The organism is Methylosinus trichosporium OB3b, from assembly GCF_002752655.1.
GTDB classification, from domain to species: Bacteria; Pseudomonadota; Alphaproteobacteria; order Rhizobiales; family Beijerinckiaceae; genus Methylosinus; species Methylosinus trichosporium.
The window spans coordinates 4,047,407-4,064,462 of sequence record NZ_CP023737.1; the positions used below are offsets into that span (position 1 = coordinate 4,047,407).

A 17,056-nucleotide genomic window follows, 5' to 3' on the forward strand; every position below is an offset into this window, starting at 1 on the left:
GCATGACTATCGGCTGGGTCTCCCGCATGCGCCGCTTCGTCGCCGATGACGGCGGCGCGGAACGTTGCGAGCTCTGCGGCGCCGCGCTGGGCGCCGTCCACCGTCATGCGATGGATCTGTCCAGCCGCCGCATGCTCTGCGCCTGCGACTCTTGCCTACGCGCGGCGGCTGCGGGCGGCCCGCTACGCGCCATCGCGCCGACGACGATCGCGCTCGGCGATTTCACGCTTCCCGACGATCTGTGGGAGCGCTTGCAGCTTCCCATCGGCCTCGCCTTTCTGCTGGAGAGCGGCGAGGAGCGTCGTCCGCTCGCCGTCTATCCGAGCCCGGCCGGCGCGATCGAATCCGTTCTGAGCGAGGACGCCTGGTCGGCGCTCGCCGCGGCCAATCCGATTCTGTTCGACATGACGCCGGACGTCGAGGCGCTGCTGATCGATCGTCGCGACGCGCGCCGCTATTTTCGCGTCTCCATCGATCGCTGCTATGCGCTCACCGGCCTCATGCGCGCGCGTTGGCAGGGGCTTTCGGGCGGCGCGGCGCTCTGGGACGAGGTCGAACGCTTCTTCGTGTCGTTGAACGAGGCGCCGCAGCGAGGAGTCCTCGCCCATGGTTGATCTTACCTTCGAGGTGAGCGGCGTCGAAGCGGAGCCTTTTTCCGTGTCGCCGTTGCTGAACTTTTCGCTGCGCATCGCCAACGCGACGCCGCGCGCGCGCATTCGCAATGTGACGCTCGGCTGCCAAATCCGCATCGAGCCCATGCGCCGCTCCTATCGCGTGGAGGAGAAGGAGCGGCTCGTCGAATTGTTCGGCGCGCCGGAGCATTGGGGGCAATCGCTGCGCAGCTTCGTCTTCGCTCATGCGAGCGTCGCCGTTCCCGCCTTCGACGAAGAGACGATCCTGCGGTTGCCGGTCGCCTGCACGCGCGACGTCGCAATCGCCAGCGCCAAATATTTCGGCGGGCTCATCGATGGCGCGGCGCCGCTCCTGTTCCTGTTCAGCGGTTCGGTGTTCTACACTGAGGAGAATGGCGCGCTGCGCGTCGAGCAGATCCCATGGTCGAAGGAGGCGTCCTTCGCTTTGCCGCTGGCGATCGTGGAGCGGCTGATGACGCGGCATTATGGCGAGGGCGATTGGATTCGTCTCGGCGCCGAGACGCTCGAGCGATTGCGTCGTTTCCAGCGGCGCGCCGCGCTGCTCGGCGAGGCGGAAGCCGTCGCGCGTCTTCTCGACGAGGCCGAGATGGAGGCGACGCGATGAACATCGACCGCGTGAAGCCGATCGCCGACGCCGTTCTCTATGAGGGCTATATTCTCTACCCCTATCGGCCGTCGGCGACGAAGAACAGAACGCGCTGGATGTTCGGCGAGCTGCATCCGCGCAGCGCGCAGCGCGCCGGCGGCGAGGCGTCGCTGATGCGTGCGGAGCTTCTGATCGAGGCGGAGGCCGGCGCCGAGGTCGAGATGGCGCTGCGGTTTTTGCAGAACCGCTGGCGCGAGATCGGCGAGATCGCGGCGCCGGTCGCCGATGTCGAGGCGATCGCATTCTATCGTCCGACGGATTCGCTCGTCATCGATGGCGAGAAATTCCTCTCCTTCGAGGAAGCGATCGAGCGGCGGGTCGATATCGAAGCGGCGAGGCTCGACGATCTCTGCAGAAAGGCGCAACGCCGGCGTTTTTCCTTCGCGGCGTCGCGCGAGATCGAGCCCATTCGCGCGCATGGCGAGATCGTCGCGGTGATCGCGCGCAGCAGCGAGGCGGTGGAAGGAGAGGTCGTTCTTTCCGCGACGCGGCTCGACGACGCGCTGTTTCGCCTGCGTGTGGAGATCGAAAATCTGTCGCCGCTGATGGACGCCGACGCGCGCGAAGATTCGCGGGCGCGCGCCTTTCTCTCGACGCATCTCATATTCGAAGCGCGCGGCGGCGCCTTCGTCTCGCTCATCGAGCCGCCCGAGCGCCATCGCGCCGCGGCGCGGGGCTGCGCCGGCGAGGGCCTATGGCCGACCCTCGTCGGCGAGCCGGGACGGCGCGACAGGATGCTGGCGTCGCCGATCATCCTCTCCGATTATCCGCAGGTCGCGCCGGAGAGCCGCAATGCATTCTTCGATGGCGCGGAGATCGACGAATTATTGACCTTGCGCGTGCGCACGCTCTCGGCTGACGAGAAGCGCGAGATGGCCGCCGCCGATCCGCGCACGCGCGACATATTGCAACGATGCGAGACGATGACGCGCGACGATCTCGGCGCGCTGCACGGGGCCTTTCGGCCGCTGGAGGAAGGCGACGAGGCGCCCTTCGCGGTCGGGGCGCGCGTGCGCATCGCGCCGAAGGCGGGCGGCGACATCATGGACATTGCGCTCGCCGGCAAGGTCGCGGTGGTCGAGGCGGTCGAGCGTGATTTCGAAGGGCGCGCGCATGTCGCGGTGACGCTCGTCGAAGATCCGGGCGCGGATCTCGGCGCCGCCGGTTTTCCCGGCCATCGCTTCTTCTTCTCGCCGCAGGAATTGCAGCCGCTGGATGGAGGCGCTTCATGACCCGCATTCTCGTCGCCGGCATCGGCAATATTTTTTGCGGCGACGACGCTTTCGGCGTCGAGGTCGCGCGTGCATTGGCGCGCAGCGACGCGCTGGGGCAAGCGGATGTCGTCGATTTCGGCATCAGCGGCATCGATCTCGCCTTCGCTTTGACCGACGGCTATGACGTCGCGATCCTCGTCGATGCGGCGCCGCGCGGTGAGGAGCCGGGGACGTTGTCGATCGTCGAGCCGCAGATCGACGCGGAGGACGAGACCATCGTCTCGGCCCATGGGCTCGATCCGGTCGCCGTGCTGCAGAGCGTCGCGCGCATCGGCGGCCACGCGCCGCGCGTCCTGCTGGTCGCCTGCGAGCCGCTGACGCTCGGCGGCGAGGAAGGCGCGATGGAGCTCAGCGCGCCGGTCGCCGCCGCGGTGGAGCCGGCGGCGCGTCTCGTCGAAACTCTGGTCGCCTCGCTGCGCGAGGCAGGTTGCACGGAAGGGAGCGTCCAATGAGCGGAGGAAGCATCTTCGGACTCGTGATCCTCGGCCTCGTGCTGCTGCTGATCGTGACGAATCTCAGGGATCTGTGGCGTTACATCAAGATGACGATGATGTGAGGGCGAATAGCGAGTAGGGAGTAGGGACTACTCGCTACTCGCTATCCCCTTCAACCGCAGCGTCGTCAGCGCGACGGCGCAGGCGTTGGAGACATTGAGGCTCTTGATCGGTCCCGGCATGTCGAGCCGTGCGAGGACGTCGCAGCGCTCGCGCGTCAGCCGGCGCAGGCCCTTGCCTTCGGCGCCGAGCACGAGGGCGATGGGGTTCTGCAAGCGCGTCTCCTCGAGCGGCGCGGGCGCCTCGGAGTCGAGGCCGACGACCAGCCGGCCGCTTTGCGACAGCTCCTGCAGCGCACGCGCGAGATTGACGACCGACACGATCAGCACATGCTCGAGCGCGCCCGAGGCGGCCTTGGCGAGCACGCCGGTGAGCTCGGGACTGTTCCGGTCGGTCATCACCAGCGCGTCGACGGCGAAGGCGGCGGCGGTGCGCAGAATGGCGCCGACATTGTGCGGATCGGTCACTTGATCGAGCACGAGCACGACGCCGCTCTTCGTCTCGATATCGGCGATCTCCGCCGCGGGCAGGGGCCGCGCCTCCAGCAACAGGCCCTGATGCACGCTCTCATCGCCGAGCCGGCTCGTGAGCGCGCGCGGGTCGACGATCTGCGGCGTGAGTCCGGCCTCGGCGGCGAGCGGGGCGATGCGCTCGGCCGCTCCTTCCGTCGCGTAGAGCGTCAGCAGCTTGCGCCGACGCGCGCGCAGCGCTTCGCGCACCGCATGGGCGCCGTAGAGCACGACGACATCGGCGGAGGGGCGGCGGAACGGCTCCGCCGGCGGCGCCTCGCGCGGCGGCAAGCGGCGGTCGTTGCGGGGACCTTTGTGCGGCGGGCGCGTCATCGCAGCACCGCCGTCTTCACCCACCAGCCGGGGTTTTGGCGGGCGATCGCCGCGGCGGCGGTCGCCGCGGCATGGGGCGTCGAGAAGATGGCGAAGCAGGTGGCGCCGGAGCCGGACATGCGCGCCAGCCGGCAGCCGCGCGCCGCCGAGAGCACGGCCAGCGCATGGACGATCACCGGCGCTTCGAGGCAGGCCGCGTCCTCCATGTCGTTGCGGCTCTTGCGCAGGGCGGCGAGCAGCAGCGCCTCTGCGTCCATGCCGGGCGTGATGGCGGGATGCGAGCCGGCGCCTGTGCGCTCGCCGGGCGCGAGCCCGAGCCGTTTGAACACTGCGGCTGTCGCCACCGGCGCGCCGGGATTGAGCAGGACCGCTGGCAGCGGCGGCAGAGAGAGCGCCGCGCCGACCGCCTCGCCGGCGCCGCGCATGAAGCGCGCGCGCGGCGTGAGGCACACCGGCACGTCCGATCCCGTGGCGCGCGCCGCTTCCATCAGCCGCGGATCGTCGGCGGAAAGGCCGTTGGCGGCGGCGAGGAGGCGCAGCGCCGCGGCGGCGTCCGAGGAGCCGCCGCCGATTCCGGCCGCGACCGGCAGATATTTGGTGAGCCGAAAAGCGCCGAGCGTGAGGCCGGGGACGCGCTCCGCGAGCCGCCGCGCCGCCCGCAGCACCAGATTATCGTCGCCGACGCCAGCCGCGGCGGCGGTCGGGCCGTCGACCGCGAGCGAAAGCTCGGGGCCGGGCGCGAGCCGCAACGCGTCGCCGCCGCCGGAAAAGGCGACGAGGCTCTCGAGCTCGTGATAGCCGTCCGCGCGGCGGCCGAGGATATGAAGCGTGAGATTGATCTTCGCGGGGGCGCGCGTCGCTAGCATCGAGCGGCTGTCCATTCCTTTTCGGCAGGCGGACGATCCGCTCCTTTCGCGTTGGTGAACAAATGGTTCGCGCGTCGTCCCTCGCAGCCATGTTAGGCGTTTTCCCGCGGCGCGACAACGGCGAACATCCGGCTAAGGCGGCGCTGGCGCGCGTGAGGAGATGTCCAGTTTAAGCGCGACGAAGCGAGCCGCCGCGAAATATCGAAAGATGCCGCCCCACGGGCGCTGGATTGCTTCGTTACACTCGCAGTGATGAGGCTCACTTTCGTCGTCAATAGATACCGCCGCCGCTCGGCTCCCGCTCGCCTGCCGCTACCATCGCCCGCGAAATCAGCCTATGCTCGCGGCCGAACGCCGCGCCTCGATTTGACGAAGCGCGGGCGCAATCCTATCTCGGCGGCAGGACCGCAAGCGACCAGGCGCACCAATGGCCATTCGACCCATCATCACCCTGCCCGATCCGCGCCTGCGGCTCGTCTCCGAGCCGGTGGCCGTGATCGACGCGGAGATCCGGCAGCTTCTCGACGATATGCTGGAGACCATGTACGACGCGCCGGGCGTCGGCCTCGCGGCGATCCAGGTCGCGGTTGCCAAGCGCATCCTCGTCGCCGACGCGACGCGCGGCGACGAGCCGAAGAATCCGATGGTGTTCATCAACCCGCAGATCGTCTGGGCGTCCGAGGAGCTCGGCGTCTATCAGGAGGGGTGCCTCTCCGTTCCCGATTATTTCGAGGAGGTCCAGAGGCCGGCGCGGGTGCGCGTCAGCTTCCTCGATCGCGAGGGCGCGACCTGCGAGATCGAGGCGGACGGCCTGCTCGCCACTGTGCTCCAGCATGAGATCGATCATCTCGAGGGCGGGCTCTTCATCGATCATCTCTCGCGTCTGAAGCGCGAGCGCGTCGTCAAGAAATTCGTCAAGGCCGCCGCGCGCGCGCAGCCGCCGGTGGCGGACAAAGTCGAGGCGTAAACAACGCCATGCGCGTCGTCTTCATGGGCACGCCCGATTTCGCCGCGCCGCTGCTCGAGAAGATCGTCGCCGACGGTCACGAGGTCGTCGCCGTCTACACGCGCGCGCCGGCGCCGGCCGGGCGCGGCATGGGGCTGAAGCCCTCGCCGGTGCATCGGCTGGCCGAGTCTCTGTCGATTCCCGTGTTCACGCCGAAGAATTTTCGCGGCGAGGAGACCTTGCGCCTCTTCGCCGCCCATGACGCAGATGTCGCAGTGGTCGCGGCCTATGGGCTCATCCTGCCGCAGGCGGCGCTCGACGCGCCGCGTCTGGGCTGCCTCAATCTGCATGGCTCGCTGCTGCCGCGCTGGCGCGGCGCGGCGCCGATCCAGCGCGCCGTGATGGCGGGCGATTCCGAGAGCGGCGTGATGGTGATGAAAATGGAGGCGGGGCTGGACACTGGCCCCGTCGCGGCGACCGCGCGTGTTCCCATCGGCCCGGATATGAGCTGCGGCGAACTGCATGACGCGCTCGCCATGGCCGGCGCCGAGCTGATGACCGAGGCGCTGCGCGATCTCGAGCGCGGCGCGCTCGTCTTCACGCCGCAGCCGGATCAGGGCGTCACTTATGCGCAGAAGATCGACAAGAACGAGGGGCGGATCGACTGGCGCCTCCCGGCGCGCGCCCTTCACGATCTCGTGCGCGGGCTCTCGCCCTTTCCCGGCGCCTTTTTCGAGAGCGACCTCGGCCATGGCGTCGAGCGCGTGAAAGTTCTGCGCACGAAGATCGAGGAAGGGAAGGGCGCGCCCGGCGAAGCGCTGGACGATCGCGGCCTCATCGCCTGCGGCGAGGGCGCGCTGCGCCTCGTCGAGGTTCAACGCGGCGGCAAGGCCCCCATGCCGATCGAGGCGTTTTTGCGCGGGCGCCCGCTGCCGCGGGGTCAGGCGCTGTCATAGTTCGAGGGCGCTCGTGGCAGGGGCGCTTCCTTGTCCCACGAGTGGGAGAAGGAATGCGCGTCGAGAATCGGCTGATCTTTATCGTTTCAGCAGCCGCTCGAAATAGTCGAGCTCGTCGGCCGGTCGCTCGGGCTGGCCGAGGCGGCGGCGCAGCTCTTCCTGCACGCGGCGAGCGCGGACGGCGGGCGGCAGGCCCAGCGGATCGAGCCGGGCGCGCGAATCCTGGGCGCGTCGGCGCCCGCTCGGCCGGCCGAGCGGATCGGAGTCCTCGCCTTGGCCGAGACCGGCGCGGCGGCCGCGAGACGGCCCCTCCTCGCCTTCGCCTTCGCCCTGCATCCGCTCGGCGAGCTGATCCGCGCCGCGCCGTAGCGCCTGCAGCGCGCGGCCTTGCGCGTCGACGGCGCGGCCCCGGCCCTCGCCGGGCGCGCCCAGCGCCTGCTCCGCCTCTTTCATCGCCTGCTCGGCGTCGGCGAAATCCTGCGGCGCCGGCTCGCCGGACCGGCGCAACCGCTCCTGCTCCTTCTCCAGCCGGTCGCGCAGCGCGCGCTGCCGGCCGCGCGTCTCGGCCTCGGCCGAGGGCCGGCCCTTGGCGCTCTTCTGCTCGGCGCCATGGCTCGTCTCGTCGCGCAATTGCTGCTGCTCGCGCGTCAACTTGTCGATCTCGTCGAGCGCATGACCCATCGCCTGGGCGCGCGGATCGGGACGGCCGGCCTGGGCCGGCTGCAGATTCTCGAGCACGTTCTGCAGTTCGTCGAGCAGTCTTTGCGCCTCGGCGAGATCGCCGGCGCGCTCCGCCTTCTCGATCTCGTTCAGCATGGATTGCAGCTCGTCCTCGCCGATGGCGCGCGATTGCGCGTCGTGGTCCATGGCCTGCGGCGGCGCCTGCTTGTCGCTTTTCGCGAGGCTGTTCAGAAACGCCTGCATGGCGCTGCGCAGCTGCTCGGTGAGGCGGGCGATCTCCTCCTCGCCGGCGCCGCGGGCGAGCGCCTCGCGCAGTTCCTGCTGCGCCGCGCGCAGCTCGCGCTCGGCCTCGCCGGCGTCGCCTTCCTCGAGGCTGAGCGCCATTGCCCATAAGAGATCGGCGGCCTCGCGCAGATCATCGTCGTCTCGGGCGCGCTCGAGCCGGTTCTTGGCGGAGTCGACGCCGAGATAAATGGCGGAGGGCGTTTCGAACAAAGCGGCGCCCAGCTTCAGCGCGTCGAGCGCCACGAGGGCGCGCGAGGCGTGGTCCGGGTCGAGCGCGATATTGCGCCGCTGCTCGGCGAGCGCGCGCGCCAGCGGCTGGGTGAAGCGGCGCTGCGGCAGCACCGTCTCGACCGGCTCCGAGACGCCCTGATTGCCGCCCTCGTCATGGGCGACGAGGCTCAGCAGCACGCGGGCGCCGGCCCAGGGGTGATCGGAGACGTCGACCGTCGCCTTGGCCTCGCCGAGCCCGGCGGGGGAGGGCGGCAGAGCCAGTGGCAGGCGCGGCGGCGGATAGAGCGAGCGCGGCGGCCGGCCGGCGGCGGGCGGCAGAGCCGCGGTCGCCTCGGCGGCGGCGACGCCATAATCATCGTCGGTGCGGTAGGAGAGCGTCAGCGAGCCGCGCGCCGAGCCGCGGGGCGGGTCGACGAGCGCGATGGTCGGCGGACGGTCGGGGATGACGGAGAGATCGAATGAGCCGCCGCCGCGCAGCGACAGGGTGGCCTCGCCGTCGAGCTTGAACGTCTCCTCGCTCTCGCTCGCCCCCGGCCGCGCCGGCCGCTGCGGCAGCGGCGTGAGGCCGGCGCCCGCCGCGGCGACGCCGCGCCCGCCGAAGCTGCGCACCACCAGAGTGGAATGGATTGGCGCGGCGACGCGCGCGCCGCCGCGCGGCAGCACGACGGGCGAGCGGCCGGTATAGGCGGGCGGGTCGAGCCAGGCGTCGATCCGCGCGCCGCCGTCGGCGCCGGCCGAGTCCCAGTCGAAGGCGGCGAGGAGCCGCGGCATGCGCTCCGGCCCGGCGACGAAAGCGGCGGCGATGGCGGCGACGAGCGCGGCGGCGCGCAGCGCCAGCGGATCGAAGCGCGGCAGGCCGGGCTCGGGCCGGGGCGGGGCGAGCGATGTGAGCTTGTGCTCGAGCCGCCGGCGATGCAGATCCCACAGCGCGCGCGTCGGCGCGTCGTGCGCGCCGGCGAGACTGTCCTCGAGCGAGGAGGCGAGCCGATGCTCGGCGCCGGGAGCCGCGTCCAGCCGCGCCATCGCCTGCGCGCGCCGCGGCGGGCCGCGCAGCGCCTCGCGCAAAAGGACCCATGCGGCCGCGGCGACGAAAGCGGCGACGCCGGCCATGCGCAGGCTCGGGCCGAGCTCCCGCCACACGCCCGAGAAGGAGAGGGCGAGGAAGAAGAGCAGCAGGGTGAGGAGCGCCGCCGCCACGCGCGCGCCCCGCTCGAGCGCGAGCGCGGCGAGCGCGCGCCGCACGAGGCGCTCCAGCGCCGGCGAGGCCTGGGGCCGCGAAGGGTCTCGTTTCCGGGCGAAGTTCATGACGCCTGCTCCATGGCCCGTCCCGCCGGCGGCGGCGATCTGCGACATCTAGCGCGCCACATGCGGCGAGGGCAGGGCGCGCGGTCCGGCCGCAGTCTACGCCGGTTCGGCGCGAGGGGCGAGCGGGAGCGAAATTTCAGCTCGCCTCGACATAGAGGGATTCGAGCCGGCGACTCGGGCTGTCGCAGAGCAGCTTCGGGTCTGCGCCTTCGCCGAAGGCGCGTTTTTCGACCTTGGCGAACCCGGCCCCGAGCAAAGCGAGCCGCAGAGTCTCATGGTCCCAGATGAACTGGTGTCCGTGCTCTCTGAAGATGCGATTGACGCTGATGATCGGCGTGACGAAGGGAAAATTCGCGGCGTCATATTCGGCATAGGGCATGCTGGAAGCGCCGCCGGCCAAGTGCTTGGCGTATTCCGACAAATACAGCTCGCCGTCAGGAACGACGACGCGCAATGTCCCGCCGGCGCGCAGAACCCGGCGGGTTTCCGCCAGCAGCGCCAGGGCGTCGGCGAAGGCGAGGTGCTCGAGCATATGCTCCGTGAACACGCCGGCGAAGAATTCATTGGGGAACGGCAGCCCATGCGTCACATCCCAGCAGATGTCGACGCCGGGGGCCCATCTGTAATCCAAATTGCAGAAATCGGGGAGGGCGTTGGCTCCGCAGCCGATATCGAGATAGCCCCCTCTTTTCGTCTCATTCGCGAGGGCGGCGCTGTTGCGAACGGCTCTCTTGCGAATAGCGGGGCCGACAAGGACATCGATCGCGGCCAGCACCTTGTCGTAGCTGAAGATCGATCGACGGAAATCGATTTTCGTGTGTGAAAAATCCAGCATTGCAATGACTCTCCCGGGCTTTCGGAGCCGCGACGACGACAGCGCCGTCAATATGCGTAAGTATCGACGAAGCCGCCGATCGAGCCGCTCCGGCGCCCCGACCAGGGCTTCACAAAAACGGCTTGGAGCATAAGACGCCTGGAAAGATTGGCAAGATCGCGAGCGAACGGGTGATGGTCCCAGAGCCACACTCGGGCGTTCGCCGCATCGACGATCTCATGCGGCGCGCGAAGCGACCATTGCGCCGCCAGCTTGTCAGGAAATATATATAATTCGTAATTATTTCATGTATTTATATTATCATCGGGGCGACAAAACCTAAAACTGCTCATAGCCAACAAGCGCGCCGGTGCGGTAGCGTTGATCCAAAACTCTCGCTTCAGTGAACCGTAGCCGATCCGCTCGAGGTAGGTCGAAATGATCTCTGGGGTAAGGCGATCCCTTTTTCGACGAGCAAGGTACAAGTCAGTCTCTTCAAACGGAAATGGATGACCATTCTCGAAGAAGACCCAACGCTCTCCGTCACGCATGCTATAGACTGTGCGAACATTTTTTCCATCCTCGAGGACACGGATCGCGTTTCCTGGATATAACAAATCGGGGCGAGACACATCAAACTTAAAATGCGCTCCAGGAATAAGCTTTGAAATGCAGAATATCATCGACGAATATCCGTCTGTCACACTGCTGACAAATAATGTTTTCTTTCCATCGTTTCCATCCACCTCACTCAACAAAATTCCAACGTTAATAGAAGGATATCGCTTTGGGCCGTCCGGTGAATCGTATATAATTCTGACATCCCGGTGCACATCCTCATCAATTTCAAATATGTTTTCCCATTGAGCGCCCTGTCTCCGTATCATTTCGCGCGCCACATGCAGATCGCAAGGTATGATGGAGAAAGTAAAGTTCTCGTATGCGGTGAGGATACTCATCTGTTCGGTTGACCGATGTATTTTGTCGTGACGTCGCAGTTTGGGTCGTTGCATGAAATTCTATCCTTCTGCCTCTGAAGGCGTGCATTGTTGCGGCCAACCTCCAGCACATGCCGTCGCGCTCGTGAATCGGTCCACTGCAGATCCGGGCGATTGCTGCCGACTTTGTTTCCCTCCGCGTCAACTTGGGCCTGATTTTTACGAATATCTCTCGCGCCTTCCGCCTTTATCTCCGCCACTTTATCGTCGATTGCCTTATTATGATCTGCCGCTCCATGCGGAGCCGAATCCCCCTCATTTGGAGGAGGGGGAGCAGAAAGATATCGATCTCCCTGAGAAACTGCAATTGTCCTCGTTCCCCACCAAGTTCCGATCGCAGCTACGGCAGCACTGCACAAAGAACTTTGAGCACATGTCAGAATTCCAACAGCAATAGGGTTATTCCCGGTCGGATCTGTGAGGTTGAGCGGGTTGTTCTTCGCATAGGCATAGGTGTTGATCCCGCCGTCGAGCCCGATTGGGTCGCTCTGGACATAGCGGCCGAGGGCGGGGGAATAGTCGCGGAACCCGTTATTGTGCAGGCGCGTCTCGGAATCGTAGATCTGGCCCGGGAAGCGCAGGTCGTGCGAGAAGCCCGCGGCCGCCGTCGGCGTTCCATTGCCGAACGGGTCGTGGTCCCAGAACCACACGCGGGCGTTCGCCGCATTGACGATCTCATGCGGCGCGCCGAGATGATCCGGCATGATGAAATAGACCGCGCCGCCCTGCAGCGTCGCCGCCGGCAGGTCGCCGAGCCAGACGATCTCCTCCGTCGCCGCGCCGCTCGCGTCATAGGTCCCGATGATATGGCCGGAAAGGTCGTAGACATATTCGACCAGTCCGCTGGCCCCGTTCTTCGTCACGCGCTGGCCGAGATCATTGACGCCATAGCTCGTCGTCAGCGCGCCGACCTTGGCCGCAACGAGGCGATTGCGCGCGTCATAGCTCAAGGAGAACACGCCGGCCTGGTTCCGCAGCCCGCCAACCTGGTCCCAGACAAAGGATTGGGTCGTGCCCGAGCTGTACGTCACATCGCTCATACGATTGCTGGTCGGCACGATCGTATAGGCGGCGTCCCCGGCCGAGGTGCGGTTGCCCGTCGCGTCATACTCATAGAGGATCGAATTCGAGCCGCGGACATAGCTGGTCAGGCGGTCGTTGACGTCATAGGAGAAGCTCTTGACCGCAAGGTTGCTTTCCGAGATCGACGTGATGCGCCCGCCGGGGTCAAAGGCATAGGTCAGCCTGTTGCCGGTCGGGGAGGTGATTGTCTTGATGCGCCCGTCGAGATCGAATTTGCGGACATAGGAGCCGCCGCCGGAAACATTCGGATCCCAAGATGTGACGAGCCCGAAGGGGCCGTAGGAGATCGCGCCGATCAGCGTCGACCGCGTCGTCCCGTCCGGTTGCTGGAGGGTGATGGCGCTGACGCGCCCGATGCTGTCGTAGGAATAGAGAAGCTTGAAACCAGACGGATAGGTGTGGCCGATGAGGCGCCCGTTGGTCGCGTGATAATACCATTTCGTCGTGAACGAGACGGCGCCGATGGTCTGGGTCTTCTGCACCACATGGCCGAAGGCGTCATAGGCGAAGCTGGTCGTTCCGGTGGAATCGGTCATGGAGGTGAGGCGACCGATCCCATAGTCGCCCTGGTCATAGACATAGGTCGCTTTGGAGCCGTCGGCATAGGTCGCTTTCACCACCCGGCCCAGCTGGTCATAGAGGTAAGTCGTCGTCTGGCCGAGAGCGTCGGTCGAGGTCAGCACATTGCCGGCGGCGTCATAGGTCTTGGTGGTGACATGCGTGTCGGGGCTGGTGATTTTCTCCCGCAGGTCGAGAAAATTATACGCGTAGCGCGTCACCAGACCGCGCGGGTCGGTGACGCTGGCGAGGCGGCCGTTGGCGTCATAGGCGTTGCGGATCTTCCTCGCGTCCGGCCACCGGGTCTCCGTGAGCCGGTTCTGTTCGTCATAGGTGAAATTCGTGACATTGCCGTTCTTGTCTTTCGAGCTGATGACGCGGTCATTGGCGTCATACCAGGATTTCGAAGCTTGGCCCGCCGCGCCGAAGTCTTCGGACAGGCGCTCGTAGCTGTCGTAGGTGCGGCTGTGCGTCCGAAGGAGCGCGCCGTTCGGATCGAAGACCTCTTCTTTGATCCGACCACCAGCGGCATCGAGCGTATAGATGCGGTGGTTGCCAGCTCTATCGCGCATGTCGGTGAGCCGGTGCGCTCCGTCATAGCCGAAGTCCTGCCCGGCGCCCGAAGGTTCCCGAACCTTAATCAACTGGCCGGCCTTGTCGTATGTGTAGGTCGTCGTCTGCCCGAGGGTGACGCGCGAGGTGATCTGGCCGCGGAAATTATAGGTCAGCGTCGTGACGACGCCGTTCGGGTCTTGGATCGTCAGCGGTCTGCCATTGGCGTCATAGCTCGTATACGCCGTGACATGGCCGCGGGGATTGGTCTCGCTCGTGAGATTGCCCATGGCGTCATAGGCATATTTTGTCACTCGGCCCAGTGGGTCCGTTGCGGTGAGTACTTGGCCGAATGTGTTGTAGGTGTAGGAGCGTGTGCTCGATGAAGACCCAGAAGCGACCGTCTCGGTGAGCAGATTTCCCTTGGCGTCGTAGGTGAAGGTGGTTTCACGCTGATAGTCGGATATTTTCGCCGGTAGGCGGAAATCGGTGCGCCATTCCGTCGTGATCGTGCGCGAGACCGCCGTTCCGGCGGCGACCGTTTTGGAAGTGGGCAGATGACGGGCCCCATCGTAGGCGATCGTCGTCCGATTGCCGTTGAAGTCAGTGTAGCTGGTCAGATTACCGTGGTCATCATAAGTTCTCGCGTCGCTCAGCACTGTGGGGCAAGTGGCGCAAATACGCCGTCGTACTTCGAGCGTCTTCGCCAAGTCGTCGATTTTCACGAAGTTGAAATTTTTCACGGCGCCGAGCGGCGTCGTGACCGTGACAGAGTTCGATGGCAGGCCGCTGTAATCCAGGCTGTACTTTCCTGCTCCGTCTCCGCTCTCCGTAGAAACAGCGTGTCCAAGCTGGTCATAAGAAAAATGCGCATAATTAGAGCCGTTCTCGTCCAATACGTCTGCCAGCAAAGAGCGGTCATATTGGTAGTATCGCTTTGACTGATCCGGAAACTGAACCATTTTCAGTTGGAAGTTAGTCCAGTCAATTTCGTATCTGTAGACGCCCCCGTCCGGCGTCCGAGCCTCCGAAATTTGGAATGACGCTCCGTTATATGTGAATGTCAGCGTACGACCGAAGACGTCGCTAACTGTCGAAAGACGCTGCAAGCCGTCATATCCGATCGCAATCTTGACGCCTGTGCGATCAGTGACAGAGATAAGCTGTCCAGATGTGTTATATATTTCGGTTTCATCTTTATCGGTGATTAGTCTGTATTCCTCACCGCCACCACCGCCCTCCAGCCGGTAGCTGGAGTTGGCCGGCGCAGACCACGGCTCGGGGCCGGTAACCCAGACGGTCCTCTTGAATTTTAAGATTCGTCCGTCGTCGCGCGTCACGAGAGCGGTGTGGTATTCGACCCAATTGCGTATGTCTTTTGTGAGGGTTATCGAGCGACTGTAGGAAGAACTCCATGTGTCTCCGAATGATGGCATCTGACTGAAAGGGTCGCGCTGGCTGTTGTAGTAGCGGGCGAGCACGATTGGGAAATTTCCGGCCGTCGTATAATCGGTTTCTGTCCAAAACGAGTTGCCGGTTGCGTAATTGATCCGACCGTCGATGTAGGTGGTCTCAGAACTATCCTCGATGAAGCTCGTGAGCGCCGTGGTCGGACGCGCGCCGGCCGCGACACGGCAGGGGGGGCTGTCGCATTCCACACCAAGGTCTTCACCACCGACAGTCTCCGCATACGCGGACCCAATCACCGGGATCGACCACAAGGAGCTGCGCGTGTGACTGTCGCCGGGAAAGCCGAGCCCAGACATCAAGGCGCCGAAAACGATCGCGACAAGAAGCTCGAATCGTGAAATCCTTTTTTTCATATAACTGGCCTCCGAAATTTGCTGCTGAAACTGCGCGCTAAATGCAAAAAAAGTTTTTCAGAGTAGAGCGTCGCCGACCAGCTTGACCTCCACTATGAAGACTCGCCGCTCGGCTATTGTCAAGTTCATGTTCGAGTTCATGGCTCCACGCCGCCGCCGCTCGCGCCACGAAGCCGCGTCTCGAGCGCAACCCGGTTGCGAATCCTTAACCAAGTCGTGCGAAGCCTCGATCGATCGCGCCTGCGGCGGGGCGGGTTCGAGCGTTAAGCCGAAAGTCTGGGTTTGGGAGACTTCGGATCATGTCGAGAGTTTGTGCTGTGGCGCGTCGCCGCGGGGTCGCCTGCGTTGTTTCTGGTTTCGCTGCGGCGTTCGCCGCGTCCGCTCTCTGGCTCGAGCCGGGGCCGGCGCTGGCGTTCGGCGAGGATGTGGCGCTCCAGCCAGAGCCTCCCGCCGCCGAGGCGCCGCCCGCGCGCAAGGCGCGCCGGCGCGCCAAGCCTGCGGCGCGCGAGAAGCGCGTCGAGGCGCCCAGTCCGGATCGTCCGCTGTTCGCGGTGATCTCGATCGGCAATCAGAGCATCTCCATCTACAATCACAACGGCCTCGTCGAGCGCTCCATGGTCTCGACCGGCATGCCCGGCCATCCGACGCCCGAAGGGATGTTCACCATCATCGGCCGCGAGCGCATGCATCATTCCAACCTCTATTCCAACGCGCCCATGCCGTTCATGCAGCGCATCACCTGGTCCGGGGTGGCGATGCATCTCGGAGTCGTGCCCGGCCATCCGGCCTCGCATGGCTGCATTCGTCTGCCGGGCGGCTTCGCCTCCAAGCTCTGGGGCCTGACGCGCATCGGCGAGCGCGTCGTCATCTCGCCGCATGAGGTGGCGCCGACCGAAATTTCGCATCCTTCGCTGCCCTCGCCGAAGATGCAGATCGAGGCCGCGGCGGAACCCGCGACCGACGGCGCGACCGTGAGCGACGCGAGCGAGCCGAAGCTGCTCGATCCGCGTAAATTCGCCGACAGGCTGATCGTGAAGGCCGCCGCCGACACGGCCGCGGCCGCGCAGGCGGCCAAGGACGCCGACGCCGCCATCGCCGGCGCCCGCCAGAATGTCGCGCGCGCCGCGGCGGATCTGCGCGCGGCCGAAGCGGCGCAGGCGAGCGCCAAGAGCAAGGCGGAAGCGGCGGCCAAGAGCTTCGAGACGGCGCGCACCGCCGCCGAGCGGCCGGCGGTCGCCTCGGCGACGCCCGAAACAGCGCCGGTGAGCGACGGCAAGGCCGAGGCCGCCAAGGAGGCGGCGGCGGTGGCCAAGACCTCCGCCGAGGCCGCGCTCGCCGAGGCGACGACGCAGCTCGACGCCGCCAAGGCCGCCTCGGCCGCCCGAGCCGCCGAATTCTCGGACGCCGTGCGGCGCTCGAAGGAGGCGACCCTCGCCGTCGCCGCCGCCAGCAAGGCGGAAAAGGATGCGCGGCTGCGCACCACGCCGATCTCGGTTCTGGTCAGCAAGAAGGACCGCAAGGTCTATGTGCGCCAGGGGCTGACGCCGCTGTTCGAGGCGCCGGCGACGATTCGCGACCCGGAGATGGCGCTGGGCTCGCATCTCTTCATCGCCACGGCGACGGAGAATGGCGGCAAGGATCTGAAATGGTCGGTGGTCTCGTTGCCGGCGCGCTACGCCGAGGCGCGCAGCGAGCGCCGCAAGAAGGGGCTGGTCGAGGAGCGCTCAATATCGCGCGGCCCGGCGTCGAGTCCCGCCGAGGCGCTGGACCGCATCGAGATCGCGCAGGACGTCCGCGACCGCATCGCCGAGCGCCTGTGGCTCGGCGGCTCGCTGATCGTCTCCGATCAGCCGCCGAGCGTCGAGACCGGCGCCGTCGGCACGGATCTGACGGTGAAGCTGCGATGACCTCATTGCATCCCGCGAGTCCGGCTCGGGCTCGCGGGACGGCTATGCGGCACGCTGATTGCTTCGTTCTGCTCGGCCGAGG

General features: G+C 66.1%; 13 protein-coding genes. 7 read left to right on the plus strand and 6 right to left on the minus strand.

Going from position 1 to position 17,056, the window contains the following annotated elements; all coding sequences use genetic code 11:
* Window positions 1-2 precede the first annotated feature (2 nt).
* From CQW49_RS19160 to CQW49_RS19175, 4 genes are read left to right on the plus strand one after another with little or no spacing between them, the layout of a single operon-like run.
* Window positions 3-614: a DUF5947 family protein gene (locus CQW49_RS19160; RefSeq protein ID WP_003612927.1), complete on the plus strand. Its 612-nt coding sequence runs from the start codon at window positions 3-5 to the stop codon at window positions 612-614.
* Window positions 607-1,257 (plus strand): DUF6084 family protein, encoded by a 651-nt coding sequence (locus tag CQW49_RS19165; protein WP_003612925.1) that lies wholly within the window; start codon window positions 607-609, stop codon window positions 1,255-1,257. The genes CQW49_RS19160 and CQW49_RS19165 overlap by 8 nt, the downstream gene beginning before the upstream one ends.
* A complete protein-coding gene (locus CQW49_RS19170) occupies window positions 1,254-2,531 on the plus strand; it encodes a hypothetical protein (protein ID WP_003612923.1) in 1,278 nt (425 codons plus the stop codon). Before CQW49_RS19165 ends, CQW49_RS19170 begins: the two co-directional genes overlap by 4 nt.
* Window positions 2,528-3,025, plus strand: coding sequence for a hydrogenase maturation protease (locus tag CQW49_RS19175; RefSeq protein WP_003612921.1), 498 nt, complete (start codon window positions 2,528-2,530; stop codon window positions 3,023-3,025). Before CQW49_RS19170 ends, CQW49_RS19175 begins: the two co-directional genes overlap by 4 nt.
* A 131-nt stretch (window positions 3,026-3,156) precedes the next feature.
* On the opposite strand, the gene rlmB is transcribed toward CQW49_RS19175, so the two are convergent.
* Together rlmB and CQW49_RS19185 are read right to left on the minus strand one after the other, a co-directional pair.
* Window positions 3,157-3,969 carry a 23S rRNA (guanosine(2251)-2'-O)-methyltransferase RlmB gene (gene rlmB, locus CQW49_RS19180; RefSeq protein ID WP_003612917.1) on the minus strand — a complete coding sequence of 271 codons (813 nt, stop codon included), beginning with the start codon at window positions 3,967-3,969 and terminating at the stop codon, window positions 3,157-3,159.
* Window positions 3,966-4,835 (minus strand): 4-(cytidine 5'-diphospho)-2-C-methyl-D-erythritol kinase, encoded by an 870-nt coding sequence (locus tag CQW49_RS19185; protein ID WP_003612916.1) that lies wholly within the window; start codon window positions 4,833-4,835, stop codon window positions 3,966-3,968. The genes rlmB and CQW49_RS19185 overlap by 4 nt, the downstream gene beginning before the upstream one ends.
* 427 nt (window positions 4,836-5,262) lie before the next feature.
* Here CQW49_RS19185 and def point away from each other — a divergent pair, with 427 nt between their 5' ends.
* Together def and fmt are read left to right on the plus strand one after the other, a co-directional pair.
* The gene (gene def, locus CQW49_RS19190; protein WP_003612915.1) at window positions 5,263-5,802 is read left to right on the plus strand and encodes a peptide deformylase; all 540 of its coding nucleotides are present in this window, start codon (window positions 5,263-5,265) and stop codon (window positions 5,800-5,802) included.
* Between the two features lie 8 nt (window positions 5,803-5,810).
* The gene (gene fmt, locus CQW49_RS19195) at window positions 5,811-6,737 is read left to right on the plus strand and encodes a methionyl-tRNA formyltransferase (protein WP_003612914.1); all 927 of its coding nucleotides are present in this window, start codon (window positions 5,811-5,813) and stop codon (window positions 6,735-6,737) included.
* 78 nt (window positions 6,738-6,815) lie between these two features.
* Here fmt and CQW49_RS19200 read toward each other — a convergent pair whose 3' ends face one another.
* The 4 genes from CQW49_RS19200 to CQW49_RS19210 all read right to left on the minus strand — a co-directional run bounded on the left by CQW49_RS19200 (window position 6,816) and on the right by CQW49_RS19210 (window position 15,067).
* Complete coding sequence (locus CQW49_RS19200) at window positions 6,816-9,287, minus strand: TIGR02302 family protein (RefSeq protein WP_244441275.1); 2,472 nt, start codon at window positions 9,285-9,287, stop codon at window positions 6,816-6,818.
* An 88-nt stretch (window positions 9,288-9,375) separates the two neighbouring features.
* On the minus strand, window positions 9,376-10,074 hold the full coding sequence (locus tag CQW49_RS19205) for a class I SAM-dependent methyltransferase (RefSeq protein ID WP_003612585.1): 699 nt from the start codon (window positions 10,072-10,074) through the stop codon (window positions 9,376-9,378).
* Window positions 10,075-10,358: 284 nt separating this feature from the next.
* Window positions 10,359-11,066, minus strand: coding sequence for a hypothetical protein (locus CQW49_RS24785; RefSeq protein WP_003612583.1), 708 nt, complete (start codon window positions 11,064-11,066; stop codon window positions 10,359-10,361).
* Complete coding sequence (locus CQW49_RS19210; protein ID WP_003612582.1) at window positions 11,009-15,067, minus strand: RHS repeat-associated core domain-containing protein; 4,059 nt, start codon at window positions 15,065-15,067, stop codon at window positions 11,009-11,011. The genes CQW49_RS24785 and CQW49_RS19210 overlap by 58 nt, the downstream gene beginning before the upstream one ends.
* Before the next feature lie 299 nt (window positions 15,068-15,366).
* Here CQW49_RS19210 and CQW49_RS19215 point away from each other — a divergent pair, with 299 nt between their 5' ends.
* Complete coding sequence (locus CQW49_RS19215; protein ID WP_003612581.1) at window positions 15,367-16,974, plus strand: L,D-transpeptidase; 1,608 nt, start codon at window positions 15,367-15,369, stop codon at window positions 16,972-16,974.
* The last annotated feature ends 82 nt before the right edge of the window (window positions 16,975-17,056 follow it).